Source organism: Bacillota bacterium, assembly GCA_013178305.1.
Taxonomy (GTDB): domain Bacteria; phylum Bacillota; class Sulfobacillia; order JABLXB01; family JABLXB01; genus JABLXB01.
Genome location: JABLXB010000002.1, coordinates 414658 through 430262, shown reverse-complemented (window position 1 = coordinate 430262; position 15605 = coordinate 414658). Strand labels below are relative to the sequence as shown.

General features: G+C 62.6%; 10 protein-coding genes, 1 tRNA gene and 1 riboswitch. All 11 genes read left to right on the top strand.

The genetic code is table 11. The annotated features are described in order from the left end of the window. The first annotated feature begins 24 nt into the window (after positions 1 to 24). Positions 25 to 1026, top strand: coding sequence for a deoxyguanosinetriphosphate triphosphohydrolase (locus tag HPY55_07430; protein NPV70456.1), 1002 nt, complete (start codon positions 25 to 27; stop codon positions 1024 to 1026). A 149-nt stretch (positions 1027 to 1175) separates the two neighbouring features. Next, entirely contained in the window at positions 1176 to 3026 is a 1851-nt protein-coding gene (locus tag HPY55_07425) for a DNA primase (GenBank protein NPV70455.1), read from the top strand. 31 nt (positions 3027 to 3057) lie between these two features. Next, positions 3058 to 4158: an RNA polymerase sigma factor RpoD gene (gene rpoD, locus HPY55_07420; protein NPV70454.1), complete on the top strand. Its 1101-nt coding sequence runs from the start codon at positions 3058 to 3060 to the stop codon at positions 4156 to 4158. Between the two features lie 217 nt (positions 4159 to 4375). Next, complete coding sequence (locus HPY55_07415; protein NPV70453.1) at positions 4376 to 6397, top strand: DUF342 domain-containing protein; 2022 nt, start codon at positions 4376 to 4378, stop codon at positions 6395 to 6397. Between the two features lie 59 nt (positions 6398 to 6456). Further along, a tRNA-Asn gene (locus tag HPY55_07410) sits at positions 6457 to 6531 on the top strand. Positions 6532 to 6861: 330 nt separating this feature from the next. After that, positions 6862 to 7419 carry a metalloregulator ArsR/SmtB family transcription factor gene (locus HPY55_07405; protein NPV70452.1) on the top strand — a complete coding sequence of 186 codons (558 nt, stop codon included), beginning with the start codon at positions 6862 to 6864 and terminating at the stop codon, positions 7417 to 7419. Positions 7420 to 7677: 258 nt separating this feature from the next. Continuing rightward, complete coding sequence (locus HPY55_07400) at positions 7678 to 8319, top strand: VCBS repeat-containing protein (GenBank protein ID NPV70451.1); 642 nt, start codon at positions 7678 to 7680, stop codon at positions 8317 to 8319. Beyond that, positions 8319 to 10547, top strand: coding sequence for a DUF3160 domain-containing protein (locus HPY55_07395; GenBank protein ID NPV70450.1), 2229 nt, complete (start codon positions 8319 to 8321; stop codon positions 10545 to 10547). The genes HPY55_07400 and HPY55_07395 overlap by 1 nt, the downstream gene beginning before the upstream one ends. A gap of 71 nt (positions 10548 to 10618) precedes the next feature. After that, the gene (locus HPY55_07390) at positions 10619 to 11842 is read left to right on the top strand and encodes a CapA family protein (protein ID NPV70449.1); all 1224 of its coding nucleotides are present in this window, start codon (positions 10619 to 10621) and stop codon (positions 11840 to 11842) included. A gap of 568 nt (positions 11843 to 12410) precedes the next feature. Then, positions 12411 to 12606: riboswitch (cobalamin riboswitch) on the top strand. Between the two features lie 467 nt (positions 12607 to 13073). Next, on the top strand, positions 13074 to 13913 hold the full coding sequence (locus HPY55_07385) for a hypothetical protein (GenBank protein ID NPV70448.1): 840 nt from the start codon (positions 13074 to 13076) through the stop codon (positions 13911 to 13913). 537 nt (positions 13914 to 14450) lie between these two features. Further along, on the top strand, positions 14451 to 15602 hold the full coding sequence (locus tag HPY55_07380; GenBank protein NPV70447.1) for an alanine--glyoxylate aminotransferase family protein: 1152 nt from the start codon (positions 14451 to 14453) through the stop codon (positions 15600 to 15602). Positions 15603 to 15605: the final 3 nt, after the last annotated feature.

The window sequence follows — 15605 nt, the reverse complement described above, 5'->3', positions numbered from 1 at the left end:
CCGGGCCTAAGGGGAGGGATGCCCGTGGAGTTCAGGAAGAGGGCCGAGGCTTTCGAAAACGAGCGGCTGTCCTCGTATGCCTGCAAGAGCTCACAATCGCGCGGCAGGGCGCGGCCCGAGGAGCCGTGTCCTGTCCGGACCTGCTTCCAGCGTGACCGCGACCGGATAATCCACTCCAAGGCGTTCCGCCGGCTCAAGCACAAGACGCAGGTGTTCATCATCCCCGAGGGCGATCATTTCCGGACGAGGCTCACGCACACGCTGGAGGTTGCCCAGATCGCGCGCACCATTGCGCGGGCGCTGCGCCTGAACGAGGATCTCGCGGAGGCGATCGCGCTCGGGCACGACCTCGGCCACACCCCTTTCGGCCATGCCGGCGAGGAGGTGTTGGACTCCATACATCCCGGCGGATTTCGCCACAACGAGCAGAGCCTGAGGGTGGTTGACGTCCTCGAAAGGGGCGACGGCCTCAACCTGACCTGGGAGGTCAGGGACGGGATACTGAACCACTGCGGCGGCCTCAAGCCATCGACCCTCGAGGGCCAGGTCGTGCACGCCTCCGACCGCATAGCGTACATAAACCACGACATAGACGACGCCATGCGCGGCGGGGTGCTCGACGAATCGGATTTCCCCGAGGGGCTCCTCGACCAGGTAGGCCGCCGCCATTCGGCCCGGATTCACTCCATGGTGTACGATGTTATCGTCTCGAGCGACGGCCGTCCGGAGATAAGGATGAGCGACGCGATCGCGGCCGCCGTAAACGGACTCCGCGATTTCCTGTTCGAGAGGGTGTACGTAGGCTCGAAGGCCAAGAAAGAGGAGGCCAAAGCGAGGAATCTCGTCGAGCAGCTCTACGGGTACTACCTCGAACACCCATCCGACCTTTACGAGGGGCAGGGGCCGCCCGCGGGCGAGGTGCCCGAGCGGGCCGTTTGCGACTACATCGCGGGTATGACCGACCGGTTCGCGGTCGCGCAGTACCGCAAGTTCTTCCTGCCCGAGCCGTGGCCGCTGGAAATATGAGAAGGAAATAGGGCCGGTCTGCCGAATAAGGCCATTGCTGGTACAAGCGAAAAGGGGGGAAGAGGTACTCCCTTAGACTGGTAGTGACCGGTAAGCCTCATCCTTCCGAAAGGGATGGGGCTTTTTGAGTCCAAGTGAGGGTGACGTGTGTGAGGGGCGGATTTGACCAGCTGCTTATAGAGGACGTTCGGGCCCACACCGATATCGTCGAGGTTATCTCGAGGTACGTCAACCTGCGGAAAACGGGCAAGTACTACATGGGGCTCTGCCCCTTTCACATAGAGAAGACGCCTTCGTTCGCCGTATCGCCGGAGAGACAGGTATTCCACTGTTTTGGGTGCCAGGCCGGCGGCGACGTGTTCGCGTTCCTCATGAAGAGGGAGAACGTCTCGTTTCCCGAAGCGGTGAAGGATCTCGCCGAGAGGGCGGGGATAAGGATCCCCGACCCGAGGGAGAGCGCCGAGGAGTCCAGGAAACGGAGCAGGCGGGAAGCGATCCTCAGGGCGCTCGAGTGGGCGACCGCGTACTACGAGCGCGTGCTCGGCTCGGACGCGGGCCGCGAGGCCAGGGAGTATCTCGAGCGGCGCGGGGTATCGCGGGAACTGGCGCGGAAGTTCAGGCTGGGGTACGCCACCGAATCCTGGGACGCGCTGATCGCGGCCGCGCGCGCGGAGGGGATAGCCGTCGAAGACCTGCTGGCGGCGGGCCTGGTTTCACCCCGCGAGCAGGGCACCGGGTACTACAGCCGTTTTCGCAACAGGGTCATGTACCCGGTTTCGGACCACAGGGGCCGCGTGCTCGGGTTCGGCGGCAGGCTTCTGGAGACCGGCGGCGGGACCGGCGGCGTGCAGGCGGGGTCAGGGCCGGCGCAACCGGCGCCGAAGTACGTGAACTCCCCCGAGACCGACGTGTACGTCAAGGGCCGCGTGTGGTACGCGCTGTACCTTGCGAAAGACGCCGTAAGGCGCAAGAACCAGGCGATCGTGGTCGAGGGATACATGGACGCCATCGCCTGCCACGGGGCGGGTATCGACAACGTGGTGGCGTCGTGCGGCACGGCGCTAACGCAGGAGCAGATCCAGGCGATTGTGCCCCTCGGCTGCGAGGTCGTGGTGAGTTTCGACAGCGACTCGGCGGGAACCGCCGCCACACTGAGGAGCCTCGAGCTCCTGAAGGGTGCGGGCTGCCGCGTGAGGGTGGCGCAGGTCCCCGAGGGCAAGGACCCGGACGAGTTCGTTCGCGCAGCGGGTGGAGAGAAGTTCCTCCAGGTGGTTGACGCCGCGCTCCCCGTCGTCGATTACATATTCAGGAAGGCAGTCGAGGAACACGGCGCGGCGGATCCGGTCGCGAAAGGCGCGGTCGTCGAAAAGATAGCGCCGTTCCTCTGGAGCATATCAAACGAGGTCGAACAGGCCGCGTACGTGTCCAGGATATCGGAGGAATTGAGGGTCTCGAGCGAGTCCGTTTGGGCAGTGGTGAGAAAACGAGCAAGAACGAGCCAGGAAGAGGTAGTACGGCATAAAAACGCTCTCGGACTCCATACTATAGACGGTAAGAAATCTGTAGAAAATCTGGTTCAGGATGGTTCGACACCGGCGGTCCAAAAGGCCGAGGAGAACCTCGTCAGGATGATGCTCGCGGGCATCCCGGACGACAGGCTTCGGCAGATCAGCCAGGAGTGCTTCACGGGGTCGCGATTCGGGAGACTGGCGAGGCACGCTCTGGCCCTTATTGCGGAGGGCGGGGCGGTGGACCTCGGTCTCCTGATTAACCGGCTGGACGATGAGGACCTCGTGAGCGCCGCCGCGTCGCTGGCGGTCTCCGGAGACGCCGTTTTTGACGAGAGAATATTCCGTGACTGTGTTTTCTTTCTCAAGAAGAGGAGACTCGCGGCTCTCACCGAATTAATCGCACGTTGCGATGCGGGTAACTCCGAACAGCGCATCAGCCTTATGAGAGAGATGCAGTCGCTATTAAGCGAGGTTAAAGGTTCAGCCTGACCGTAGCCCGCGGATCGCGGAGGTAAAGTAGTTGAGCAAAAGGGAGATCACAATCGAAGGGGTCCAGGACCTGATCAAGCTCGGCAAGGAGCGGGGCGTGCTCACTTACGCCGAGGTAATGGACTCGTTGCAGGGAGTGGACCTCACTCCGGAGCAGATAGACGAGGTATACGAAGCGCTGTCCGACCTGGGGATCGAGGTCCTGGACGGCGGCAAGGTACTCGAGCCGCTCGAGCCCGGCGACGCTCATGTAACCGCGGGAGACGTGGAACCCGAGGCGGACATCCAGGTCCCTGAGGGGATCGCGATCGACGACCCCGTCAGGATGTACCTGAAGGAAATCGGGCGTGTGCCATTGCTTACCGCCGGGGACGAGATCGACCTGGCGAGGCGCATGGAGGCGGGCGACGAAGAGGCCAAGAGGAAGCTCATCGAGGCCAACCTCAGGCTAGTCGTCAGTATCGCCAAGAAATACGTCGGTCGCGGGATGTTGTTCCTCGATCTCATACAGGAAGGGAACCTGGGCCTCATCAAGGCTGTCGAGAAGTTCGACTACCGGAAGGGCTACAAGTTCAGTACGTACGCCACCTGGTGGATCAGGCAGGCGATAACCCGCGCCATCGCCGACCAGGCTCGCACCATCAGGATCCCGGTACACATGGTCGAGACGATAAACAAGCTGATCCGCGTGTCGCGCCAGCTATTGCAGGAGCTCGGGCGTGAGCCGCTCGCCGAGGAGATAGCGGACGAGATGGGTATCCCCGTCGAGCGGGTGCGCGAGATCATGAAGATAGCGCAGGAGCCGGTCTCGCTGGAGACTCCTATAGGTGAGGAGGAAGACAGCCACCTCGGGGACTTCATCGAGGACGCCGACGTCCCCGCGCCGGCCGACGCCGCCTCGTTCCAGCTGCTGAAGGAGCAGCTTGAGGAGGTCCTGGACACGCTCACCGAGAGGGAGCAGCGAGTGCTGCGCCTGAGGTTCGGGCTGGACGACGGCAGGGCGCGGACGCTCGAAGAGGTCGGCCAGGTGTTCGGGGTGACGAGGGAGCGTATCAGGCAGATCGAAGCGAAGGCGCTGCGCAAGCTGCGCCATCCTTCGAGGAGCAAGAAGCTGAAAGACTTCCTGGAGTAAGATCGATCCCGCGCGGGACGCGCGGAGACGGCTAAACGTTGAAGAGGCCGGACGGGCCGAATAGCCCGCCCGGCCTCTTGTCGAACAAACACCGGTAGTGTCGAAGGATAAAGGCGGATCGCATAGAAATTATTCGGAAATCGTGGTCTGACGGTGGGATGGCGGGGGGAACCCGCCGGCCGGACCCCGCCGGCAGCCCGTGCCCGGGGTGTTAGCCGTGGAGGAACGATCCGCAAGGCGGCACAGGTTGTGGTGCGAATACCTTGTTACTCGCGACCAGGCGGTCAGGTCGCGCCTCATTATTGAAAGCGCCGAACTCCTCAAGTGGGCCGTGGAACGGTTGGCCCTTGACCTTCCTCCGGGCGTGCCCATGGAACTGCTTACCGACTACGCGGCGGCTGAACTCCAGAACCTGCTGGACGAGGCGCCGCCTGCAGGCGACGTCAAGTACGACACACACCTCCTTTCGAGGACCCGCACAGCCGTGCTGGACGGTCTCCGCCGCTCGATGGGGTCCGACGCGGCCGTACACAGGGTTATTTCCCCTCTGCTGCACAACTGCACGGTAGGATTCAGGGAGGGTGGCGTGTTGCCTCCCGCCGACGTTGTCCTGGGACGGCCCTGCCTGTCCCGCGAAGAGCAGGAGGGCCTCCTTTCGGGAGTCAGCCTCGCCGTCCTCATTCACACCTGCGGGAGCCTGATGTGCGAAACGACCGGAGGCGGGGGCGCTTTCGGTGAGAACGATGAGACGGAAGTGGCGAAGCGTTGGCAGGTGGTCACAGGCGCGCTGGCGGGGGCGATCGCGAGGCTTCCAGGGAACGAACGGCTGGCCCTCACGCTGTACCATTTCGAGGGGCTCACCATAACGGAGGTAGCGCGCGTGTTGAAGTGCACACAGCGCTCCGCGGGCGCCTTGTTCGCCCTGGCCTCCCTGCACGTACTGGGGCAGGTTAACCGCGTGCTGACGACGCTGTCCCCGAACAGGATGGACGCCTCCGCCCGGATATGGCCGTGGGCCGACGGCCCGGGGGCCGGCGCGTTTCCTGACCTCGTGGTGGTGTGCGCCGAGGTCCACACGGCGGGCGTGGTTCACGGCATCGCCGAAGAGGCCGTGGCGGAGCTCGTGGAGTCTCCGTGGCCGGGGAAGGAGGCCGTTGTGGCCTGGGCCACTCCTGCGAGGAATGGGCGGGATGGCCGGGCCATTCGCCTTTTCGACGCGGACGCGTGCTCTGGGGCGGGCACCGGAGCGGGCGATGGAACAGGCGCCGTAGCTGAGCCAGCTGTGGTAAAGGGATGGGTCTCGAAGGGCCAGGCGCTCGTCAGGGTGGAACCGCCCACGCAGGGCGTGGATGGGATCGACGTAACCGGAGTCCGGCTGAAGGCCAGGCACGGATCGAGTGTCACCGTCGAGCGGGGACCCAACGTCGAGGATTCCCCTGACGGTGCTGACATAGTCGCATCCATCGACGGCCAGGCCTGGCTCGTAGGTGGGTCGTTCCTGGCACTGGTGCCCGTGTTGAGGGCTGAATCGATCGAGGAGGGGCGGACGCTGCAGTTCCCCGGGACGGTGGTGGTAAGCGGGGCGATAGGGCCGCGTTCCTGCGTCATGGCCGCGTGGGACGTGGTCGCCGGACGGATCGAGTGCTCCGAGGTGAGCGCCGGCGGCGACGTCGTGGTGGGCGGCGGCATAACCGGGTGCACGGGACGCGGCATCCTTGCGGGTGGCGACCTCCGGGCAAGGTTCGTGGAGATATCAACGGTCCAGGCCGTGGGCCGGGTGTTCATCGGTGAACGTACGTTGCGGTCGAGAATCGAAGCGTGCCGCGGTGTGCATGCCGAGAATGCGTGGGTGTGCGGGGGAGCGGTCGTTTCTGCGGGCGACGTGCACGTGGGGCGGGCCGGGACCGAACTGGGTACGAAAACGGCCCTGAGCGCCGGTGAGCGTTCCGTGCTCTACGAAGACTTGCTGGCGATGGCCGAGACGGCGCGCGCCGCTCTCGAAGCGGCGGGCCTGCGGGGGCGCATGAGATCGCTCACCGGCAGCGCCGTTGCCGGCATGGCCGCCGCCGAGAACTGCGCGATACACGTGTCAGGCGGTGTACGTTCCGGAGTGGTGCTCCGTGTGGCCGGGTCTGAGAGGCAGGTCACCAACGATCTCGGCCCCGGGCGTGCGGTCCTGACGCTCAAAGGATGGGTGCGGTGGGAGCCGAAACAGCGTTCTACCAGCGCCGGCCGTTAATGTTGACCTGGATTGACTCTGGTCAGGCCGTCGAGTATAATAAGTATCGCTGATTGCGCTCCTCGATAGCTCAACGGTAGAGCATCCGGCTGTTAACCGGAGGGTTGCAGGTTCGAATCCTGCTCGAGGAGCCAAATCTTTTCTAGAGCGTCAATGGGTTACGGGATCGGACGAGTCAAGGGAATTCCCATTGTCTAGTGGATCGGTGCGAAACCGGTGCGATATGGCTCTCTCGATGAAGGGTGAACAGGATCGCTCGAGTGGCGCCGGAGATGATTTCCCTATACACCCCCTCTGAGCAGGGCGTTTGCCGAAACGCTTGACGCGGGCCAGGTGCTTCGATATACTTCTAATTAGACGCATATCTACGGAGATGTTCCCAGGCCCCTGGGACGACAGTCGCCGCCCCCGATACGGTCGCGGCTGTGAAGGGAGTCGGCAACCAGCACGGAGATGATAGCCAAATGGATGGAGAGAACTTTGAGGCGTTGCTCAGGTTCTTCAAGGCGCTGGCAGATGAAAGCCGCCTCCGCATTGTGGGCGTGTTGGCCAACCGCGAGTGCAGCGTCGACGAGATAGCCATAGCACTCGACCTGCAGGCGCCGACTGTCTCGCACCACCTCAACAAGTTGAAGAGCCTGAGCCTCGTGAGCATGAGGCGCGAAGGCAACGTGCACTATTACAGGCTCGACATGGAATCTCTCCGCGCCCTCACCAGGCGGTTCCTCGAGGGCGACAAGGCGGTGGCCATCGCCGCGGATGAGAGCGGGGATGCTTACGAGCGAAAAGTGATGCGAGTCTTCGTCCCTGACGGAAAGATCAAGGAGCTGCCGGCCAGCCCGAAGAAGCGACAGGTCATACTGAACTGGCTGGTCGAGAAATTCGACCGCAACCGGAAGTATCCCGAGAAGGAACTGAACGAGATCATCAAGCAGTACCATCCGGACTACGCCACACTGCGGAGGTACATGATCGACGCCGGCCTCATGGACCGCGCCGACGGAGTCTACTGGCGCACGTGAGAGAACTCGCGCTCAGGGCTACCAAACACGATCATGTGGGCGGTAAGCGTGATCATTTGCAGTCCACGTGATCGTATTTTTTCCCGGGTGGCGTTCCGCCCCGGGAGGAGCCCCGTGAATTGCCTGGGGCGAATCGCCGCGCAGCGTCGTCCCGCGAGGAACCACGCGGGAAACCCGACCGTCATAGGAGACGGTAGGGTCTTGCGCCAATGGATCGCTCCAGGTGTTCCGCGGCGCTTTTGGGGGGCGAATGGCTGGATGCTGGACAGGCGGCTTGTGCACATGCTAGGACGGATCTCCCGTTTCCCGATCTCCCGTTCCCCGATTACGGCCCGCGTTGCAGGGACCCTTGCCGTGCTGTTGGCTGCCGTCGCGGTCGTGGCCGTGGCAACCGGGACCTTCCCCAGGTCGGCCTGCCTGGGCGATGTCGACGGTGATGGCGTGCGCGAACTGCTCATGGTGACCGGTAATCCCCTGGAGCAATTCGGCAGGCAGATGACGGTTTTCCTTGTCGACCGCAAGTCGTGGACCGGCCTGCGGGGCCTCAACCCCTGGAAAGTGGCCTCTGGCGACGTGGACGGCGATGGGCGATCCGAGATTCTGGTGGGCGTCTGGAAGACGACCCGCCTGGACCCGGTCTTTGACAGGCGGTTGTTCGTGTACGCCTGGTCGGAGCAGGGGCCGGTCCCGCGGTGGCTGGGATCGCGGCTGTCCAGGCCGTTTGTGGATTTTGGCGTGGAGGACGCCGACGGTGACGGCGGTCTCGAGCTGGTGGCTGTGGAGCTCGAGCGATCGGGGGCGTTCTCGACCAGGGCATACAAGTGGAGTGGATTTGGGTTCGAGGCAGTGGACGGTACCGAAGGACAGCCCGGCGATGGGCTGGCAGGGAGGGTTCCGTGATGGGAGCAGGGTCGCGAGTGATTGCGCGGATAATGGCGATCACGGTGGTTTTGGCGATTCTCGGCGGGGTGGCTGCCGGGTGTACGCGGCCCCAGGCTGGGGCTCCCGGCAAGCCAGCCGGGCAGGAGCCCCAGGAGCAGGCTCCGGCCGAACCCGGGCAACCGGGTGAACCCGTGGAGACCGGCGACGTGCAATTCCCCAAGAAGGTGCCCGCGTGGCCTGCACCCGCGGTGAAGCCGGTCGTTGCACCCTACACTGTAAAGTCTGACCTGTCGAACGTGGAGAACCTGGCGCAGTTCGGGTCATTCACCGCGGACCAGAAGTCCCTCCTCGCGAAGAACGGGTTCTTCGTGAGCCCGACGATGGAGAAGCAGCTGTTCTACATCTACGAAAACAACGAGTACCTGCTGATACCCAGCTTCATTTCCGTGGACTCTGTGCTCCAGGTCTACCACGTTATATACGATTCGACCCTGAGGAACATGGAAGCCAGGAGGCTGTACCCGGCGGTGAAGGAACTCACGGACCGCATGTACGGCGTGATGCTCGAGTTTTATCACGACTCGAAGACCCCCAAAGCGAAAGCGGCCGCGCTCAAGGCTGCGGCCTACTTCGAAACGGCCGCCCGCCTTCTGGGGATGCAGCGGAATCCCAAGTTCTCGCTGCCGGCGGAGATGGAATCCCTGGTTGCCAGGGAAACGACGCTCGCGCTCGAGGCCCAGGGCAGGGCGCAATCCAACCTGTTCCCCTACATGGTCGACTACTCCCAGTGTAAGGCCAGAGGCCACTACACCCGGAGTGACGACCTCAAGGCATATTTCCGCGGGATGATGTGGTACGGTAACGTGCCGGTTGCGCTGGAGACGGCCGAAGGCAAGCCCGATCTCGAGCTCGCTCGCGTGGCCGCACTGATCTGCCTGGCCCTGAGGGTGGACCCGCGCCTGCTGGAATTGTGGAACAGGGTATACGAGCCGACCTCGTTTTTCGCCGGCAAGGCCGACGACCTGACCCCGGTCGCCCTCTTGGGTGCGGCGGAGAAGGCGTCCGGCAAGGGCCTGGACCCTGACACGGTGAGCGAGAAGCGCGCCGTCGAGTCGCTGGTTGAGGAGGCACGGAAGCTGCCCGGTTCGAGGATCAAGGTGAAGCTTGCGGGAATCCCCGGGGGGCTGCAGTTCAGGTTCATGGGACAGAGGTACATCGCCGATTCGGAAGTGCTGCAGAACCTGTCGAAGTGGCCGGAGCGCCCGTTCCCGAAGGGTCTCGACGTGATGGCGGCGATGGGGTCCACGGAGGCCAGGACGATCCTGTTCCAGATGTACAAGGAGCCTATCAAGTGGCCGGACTACGCTGGCCTGCTGGAAAAGGAGACCGCCCGCCTCGCGCGGGAGCCGGAATCCACTTGGCAATCCGACCTCTACTGGGGATGGCTGTGGGCGGTTCGCCCCCTGCTCGAGTCCCGGGACACCGGGTATCCCTCATTCATGAGAAACACGGCGTGGGAAGATAAGAGCCTCAACACAGCCCTCGCGGGGTGGGCGGAGCTCAGGCACGACACGATCCTTTATGGCAAGCAGAGTGGCGCGGAGTGCGGGGGGGATGAGCCGCCCCCTCTCATCAGGGGATATGTCGAGCCGCAGCCCGAGTTCTACTCAAGGCTTCGCTGGCTGGTGACGAAGGCCTGGAACGGGCTGGGGGTGCGCGGCGTACTAACCGAGTCCATGTCTCAGCGGCTATCGACCTTCGAGCAGCTCCTCGGGTTCCTGGAGCGTATGTCAATCAAGGAGTTGGAGGGGCAGCCGCTGACCAGGGAAGAGTACACCCAGATCAGGATGTATGGTGCTTTCCTCGAGGAGTTGACGGCATCCCTGGTCGAGGGCCAGGATGAGACGATGCGCATGAGATGGTTCGAGGTGACCGACGAGGGTGACAAGGACATGGCGGTCATCGCCGACGTGCACACATCCCAGTCTTCGTGCCTTGAGGAGGGCGTGGGCAGGGCGAACGAGATATTCGTGGTCGTTCCGATAGAAGGGAAGCTATACCTGACGAGGGGTGCTGTCTTCTCATACCACGAGTTCGTGAGCGACCGGAGACTCACCGACGAAGAATGGCGCAGCATGCTCGACAAAGGGGAGGCGCCGGGCATCCCGCCATGGACCGGGACGTTCCTGGCTCCGGTAAAAGCGAAACTGCCCGTCCCGGCCACGCCGTACAACTCGGGTTGTTGACCGGCGCGCTGACAAGGGCGTTGGCCCGGGGCTCGGGTTCACCGGCAGGTCGTGGTCTGCGAACCAGCATGATGGCCGCGATCGTAACGCTGGGTGTTGGTATTGGGATTGTCGTCGCGCGGCCGGTGGTCGGCCGTGATGTGGGGGCGGTGCGTAATCTGCGCGCGGCGCGCAGTGCGCGCGAAACTGTGACCATCGTGGCGGCGGGGGACGTCCTGCTCGATCGCGGAGTGCGAAAAGCCATTGCGGGGAGCGGCGCGAGAGCCTCGAACGGCGCAAGCGACACAGGCGGCGGGGCGGGCGGCAGGGACGGACTCCGGGCGCTGCTCTCCGGTGCCAGGCAACTGTTCGGCGGCGCTGACATCGGACTGGTCAACCTCGAGTGTCCAGCTACGACCGTGGCCGCCCCGGCGGCCAAGCGATTCGTGTTCAGGGCCGAGCCAGAGTGGCTGCATTCTCTGAGAGAGACTGGAATCACCGACCTGTGCCTGGCGAACAACCATGCCCTTGACCAGGGGCCGGGCGGCCTCGGCGATACGATCGACGCTGCGCTCCAGGCAGGCCTTCGCGTCGTGGGTGCGGGACATACCCCTGCGGCGGCCAGACTCCCGCAGATTCGCCGTTTCGACCTGGGGCCCGGGGAGCCGGAACTCACAGTAGCCCTCCTAGCGTACAACCTCTTTCCTCAGGAAGGGGTCGTGTTCGACCCTCAGCGCCCGTGGGTGTGTTTCTTCGACCCGGAAACAATCAGGGACGAAATCGAGACCGCCCGCCGGGCCGCCGGAGTTGTGGTGGTCTCGTTCCACTGGGGGAAGGAGTTCTCCAGCGTGCCAGGCCCTGCGCAGGTGGACCTCGCGCACCTCGCTTGCGACTGGGGTGCGAACGTGGTGTTAGGGCACCACCCCCACGTGGTGCAGGGCATCGAGGTCTACCACCCTAACGGGGGGCCGCCGGGCAGCACCTCGCTGATAGCGTACAGCCTGGGCAATTTCGTCTTTGACCAGGGGGGCGTTCGCGCGGGCGTGATCGACGTCGCATCTACCAGCGAGACCTTCGTGCTGAAGATCGAAGTGGGCTGTCTCAACGTGGGCGGGCCCGCGACCAGGCGCACGGATGGTGCGGAAAACGAGAGCACCGGCCTGTTGGGGGCGGAGGTGATCCCCGTGGTGATCGATGGATGCTCGCCCGTCGCGGCCAGCGGCGAGAACGCCACCCGCATCATACAGCGGATAGCCGCACTTTCGCGGGCGTTCGGCACATTTGTGTCAGCGGACGGGTGTGTCTGGATACCGTGAATCAGATTCAAGGAAAGTTCCTTGCTAGCAGTCAGCTGCATCGGTCATGTCTCATCAAGTAACGGAGTATTGTTTCAGCAGCTCCCTTTGATGGAACAGGTGAACGGGAATCATCTAACTCGATGTCCGCTTTCCGGAACGGATAGTGGAATGCTTTCAAAATGCACAGGTTGAAAGCGATCCCCTGACTTAAAGGCTACGTTCAGTTTTTGCCTGCGCAGACGAATTGGAAAAAGAGAAAGCGGCTCGACAGACGAGGTTATTCCTCGAGGTAATCCGAGAGATAAAGCGACATGAACATAGCATGCCTTTGAAACATGCTGCCAACAGTGCAGCTGCTCTGGGCAAAATCCTACGGACGCTTGCCACATTTTGGGCGGGAATCTTTTTCAGCACTACTTCGTACATGGGCATCTTCCCTTCTTTTTCGATTTGCGCCAGCATCGCCTCGACCCTTGCCAGCCGTGCCCGCTCCTCAGACAAGTGCGCTCAGCCTCTGCTTTCTTCAGCTGGAGTATGCCCCGGATCTGTTCGGCCGACAGCTCCTGGCGGAGCAGCGTCGCGATCTGATCCAACGTCAATCCCAGGTCCTTCAAGACCAGGATCCGGTGCAACCTGGGCAGCTGTCAGTGCAAGTCTGACACGGTCCCGCCACTGTGAGGGGAAGCAAGGCGCCATAAGGCCACTGGGCAATACCTGGGAAGGCGGCGCCAGAGCGATGAACCTTAGTCAGGAGACCGGTTGCCTGGCAATCGAGGTCGTCCCCTACGCCGGATAGGGGGTGGATCGGCCAGCAATGGCAGGTTAAGCCCTCTGCTTCGTGTAGGAGCGGAGGGTTTTCTGTTGGGTAGTGTTCGACAGTCTTGGCTCGTGGCCTTGCGCGCCTTCCCATGTTCGAACGTCGGACGACATGAAGCCGTTGCGGGATGGATGGTCAAGTGTGACGCGGTGTCCCGACATCGAACAACAACTATCGTCGAAAAGGGGTCTTCTTATGCTCAACCGGATTGGACTGTTCTTGCGTTCGTCTCTGCTGTGTTTGCTGGGCGTTGTACTCGCAGTTTCAGTCACTGGGTGCTCGAGCAACAGACGGGCGGTATCCGCAGAGGTCGTCCTTGCCGCCCCGCGAGACCTGGTTCCCGGGGTGAAGGACCCATACTACTGCAGCTCCATCCTCTATGTCTGGGAGCCGCTTATTGACCTCGATAGCCGGGGCGAACCAAAGGGATGTTTGGCTGAAAGCTGGGAAATGTCGCGCGACGGCAGGGAATGGACATTCAAGATTCGGCAAGGCGTACGGTTTCATGACGGGGTCGCTCTTGACGCTGATGCCGTGATTGCGAACTTCAAACGTTACCAGAGGATCAGCCCCCGACCATCTTCCTTTTACTCATTCAATATCGAAGAAGCGTACCCAGCACTGAAGCAGGTTGAAAAAGCTGATAGCAGCACCGTGAGGCTCGTTTTCAATAAACCCCAACCTACGTTGCTTCACAGGATGGTCAGCTTCTACAGCGCCATGTTCAGTCCCAAATGCTTTGAGGAGAACGGCGATTTTAATGGCCTACCGATGGGGACTGGTCCATTCAGACTCGTGGAGCACAAGAGAGATCAGTATGCCTTGTTGGAAGCCAATGGCAGCTACTGGGGCAAGCCAGGCAAGACAAAACGCATCCGGGTCAAAGTGATACCGGACCCAGAAACACGACTGGCGGCACTGCGTGCCGGGGAAATCATGGGCGTGATGGACCTCGGGGCCATTCAGCCTGCACACACGAGGGAATTGTCAAGAGAGGGCCGGTTTGCGTTTTCCTCTGCTCCTTCAACAATAACCCATTACATCATGACGAACGGCACCAGGCCGCCGTTTAACGATGTACGCATGCACAAGGCTCTGAGCCTCATCGTTGACCGCGACTTTATCGTAAGAGATCTTTACCATGGGGCCAACAGGCTCGATCGTTACCGAGGAGAACGCAAGGGACTTTTTTGGCGTCGAGGTTGCGATTCTGTCGGTGTCATACCGGAACGAAGAGGTCAGGACGTTTGTGGTGCTGGACGACATATCTAGCAAAGCAGAAAGAAAGGTCAGCCTGCGTTGACCACGGCGCGTTTTGGGATATGGCTGCCACTGATGTCTGCTGTACAGCAGGGATTTCGGCGCGATCTCTGCTGTGGAGCACACTTCCCGGCGTGACTGCTGCTGCAGGGCACAGGTGTACACGCGACCGCTGCTGTGGCGCAGAGAAGAACTGATAACACGCCTCAACTAGCCTATTGACAACACACGGACCACCGGATAGACTAAGCGCTAAATATGTTACCCCAATGAAGGGTTGAGTACCTGATCGGGAGGTCAAGAGAGCCGGCGGTTGGTGCGAGCCGGCCTCCCATCATGGGAAATTCCGGCCTGGAGGGCAGGCACGGCTAAACCGGAAGCCTGACGGTGGGATCCGTTACAGCCCGTTGAGCGGTCGGGCCGCGGTGTAAACCAGACAGCGGCGCGACAAGCGGGGTGGCACCGCGAGAGGAGCCTCTCGTCCCCGATTACCGGGGACGAGGGGTTCTTTACTCTTTATGGGGTACAAAACGAGAGGAGGAATGGATGGTGGAGCGACAGTGTCTCATGATTCCCGGCCCTACGCCCGTGCCGGTCGGCGCGGCGTTAGCCGGAGCGCAGCCGATGATCAATCACAGAGGTCCGGAATTTGGCGCTCTTCTCCATGAAGTAACCGGGGGATTGAAGCGGGTCTTGATGACCGCTGGTACCGTGCTGCTGTTCCCAGCCGCCGGGACCGGGGGTATGGAGGCGGCGGCGGTCAACCTGGTATCCCCCGGGGAGAAGGTGCTGGTGGCCGTGGCCGGGGAGTTCGGCGCGCGGTTTGCCGAGATCCTGCGGGTGACCGGCGCTGATGTGCAGGTCATCGAATCGAAGTGGGGGACAGCGGTCGACCCGGCGGAAGTGGGGGCGGCGCTGGAGCGGGATCCGTCGATTGGAGTAGTCGTGGTCACCCATAACGAGACCTCCACGGGTGTCACCATGGACCTTGCGGCAATCAGAAAGGCCATTCCGAGGGACGACGTTCTCTTCGTGGTCGATGCCATAAGCTCGACGGGCGCTATCGAACTCAGGCAGGACGACTGGGGAATCGATGCGGTCGTCGTGGGTTCCCAGAAAGGCCTCATGACCCCGCCCGGCCTTGCCGCGATATCGTTGAGCCAAAAGGCCTGGGGGAAGGTGGAGCGGACGGTGTCCCGGAGCGTATACTGGGACTTCAAGGCGGCGCGCAAATTTCTCGAGCGGCCGGACCCCCAGACTCCGTATACCCCCGCAGTCTCGCTACTCTTCACGATGCGCGAGTCCCTGCGAATGCTGGAAACCGAGGGCCTCGAGAACGTATTCCGCCGCCACGCGACCGTGGCCAGGGCCGTGCGCGCCGGGGTACGGGCCATGGGAATGCAGACCCTGGCCTCCGACGACTGCGCCTCAAACACGGTGACCGCCGTGGTGCTGCCTGAGGGGCTCGACGGGCAGAAACTACTGTCGACCCTCGGGCGGAAGTACGGGGTGGTCCTGGCGGGCGGTCAAGGGCCCTTGTCGGGGCGGATCTTCCGGGTCGGACACGTGGGCAATGTCAGCTGGCAGGAAGTGATCGTTACCCTGGCCGCCCTGGAGATGGCGTGCGCGGATCTCGGGCGTCCTGTCGAACGCGGCCGCGCTGTAGCTGCTGCTGAAGAAGTATTCACCGCCGGGGGGTGACAC

Bases quoted from the DNA above. Each gene is read 5' to 3' on its own strand.
- HPY55_07400 (NPV70451.1), top strand. From the start codon at position 7,678: ATGCTGGACAGGCGGCTTGTGCACATGCTAGGACGGATCTCCCGTTTC.
- HPY55_07390 (NPV70449.1), top strand. From the start codon at position 10,619: ATGGCCGCGATCGTAACGCTGGGTGTTGGTATTGGGATTGTCGTCGCG.
- HPY55_07405 (NPV70452.1), top strand. From the start codon at position 6,862: ATGGATGGAGAGAACTTTGAGGCGTTGCTCAGGTTCTTCAAGGCGCTG.
- HPY55_07395 (NPV70450.1), top strand. From the start codon at position 8,319: ATGGGAGCAGGGTCGCGAGTGATTGCGCGGATAATGGCGATCACGGTG.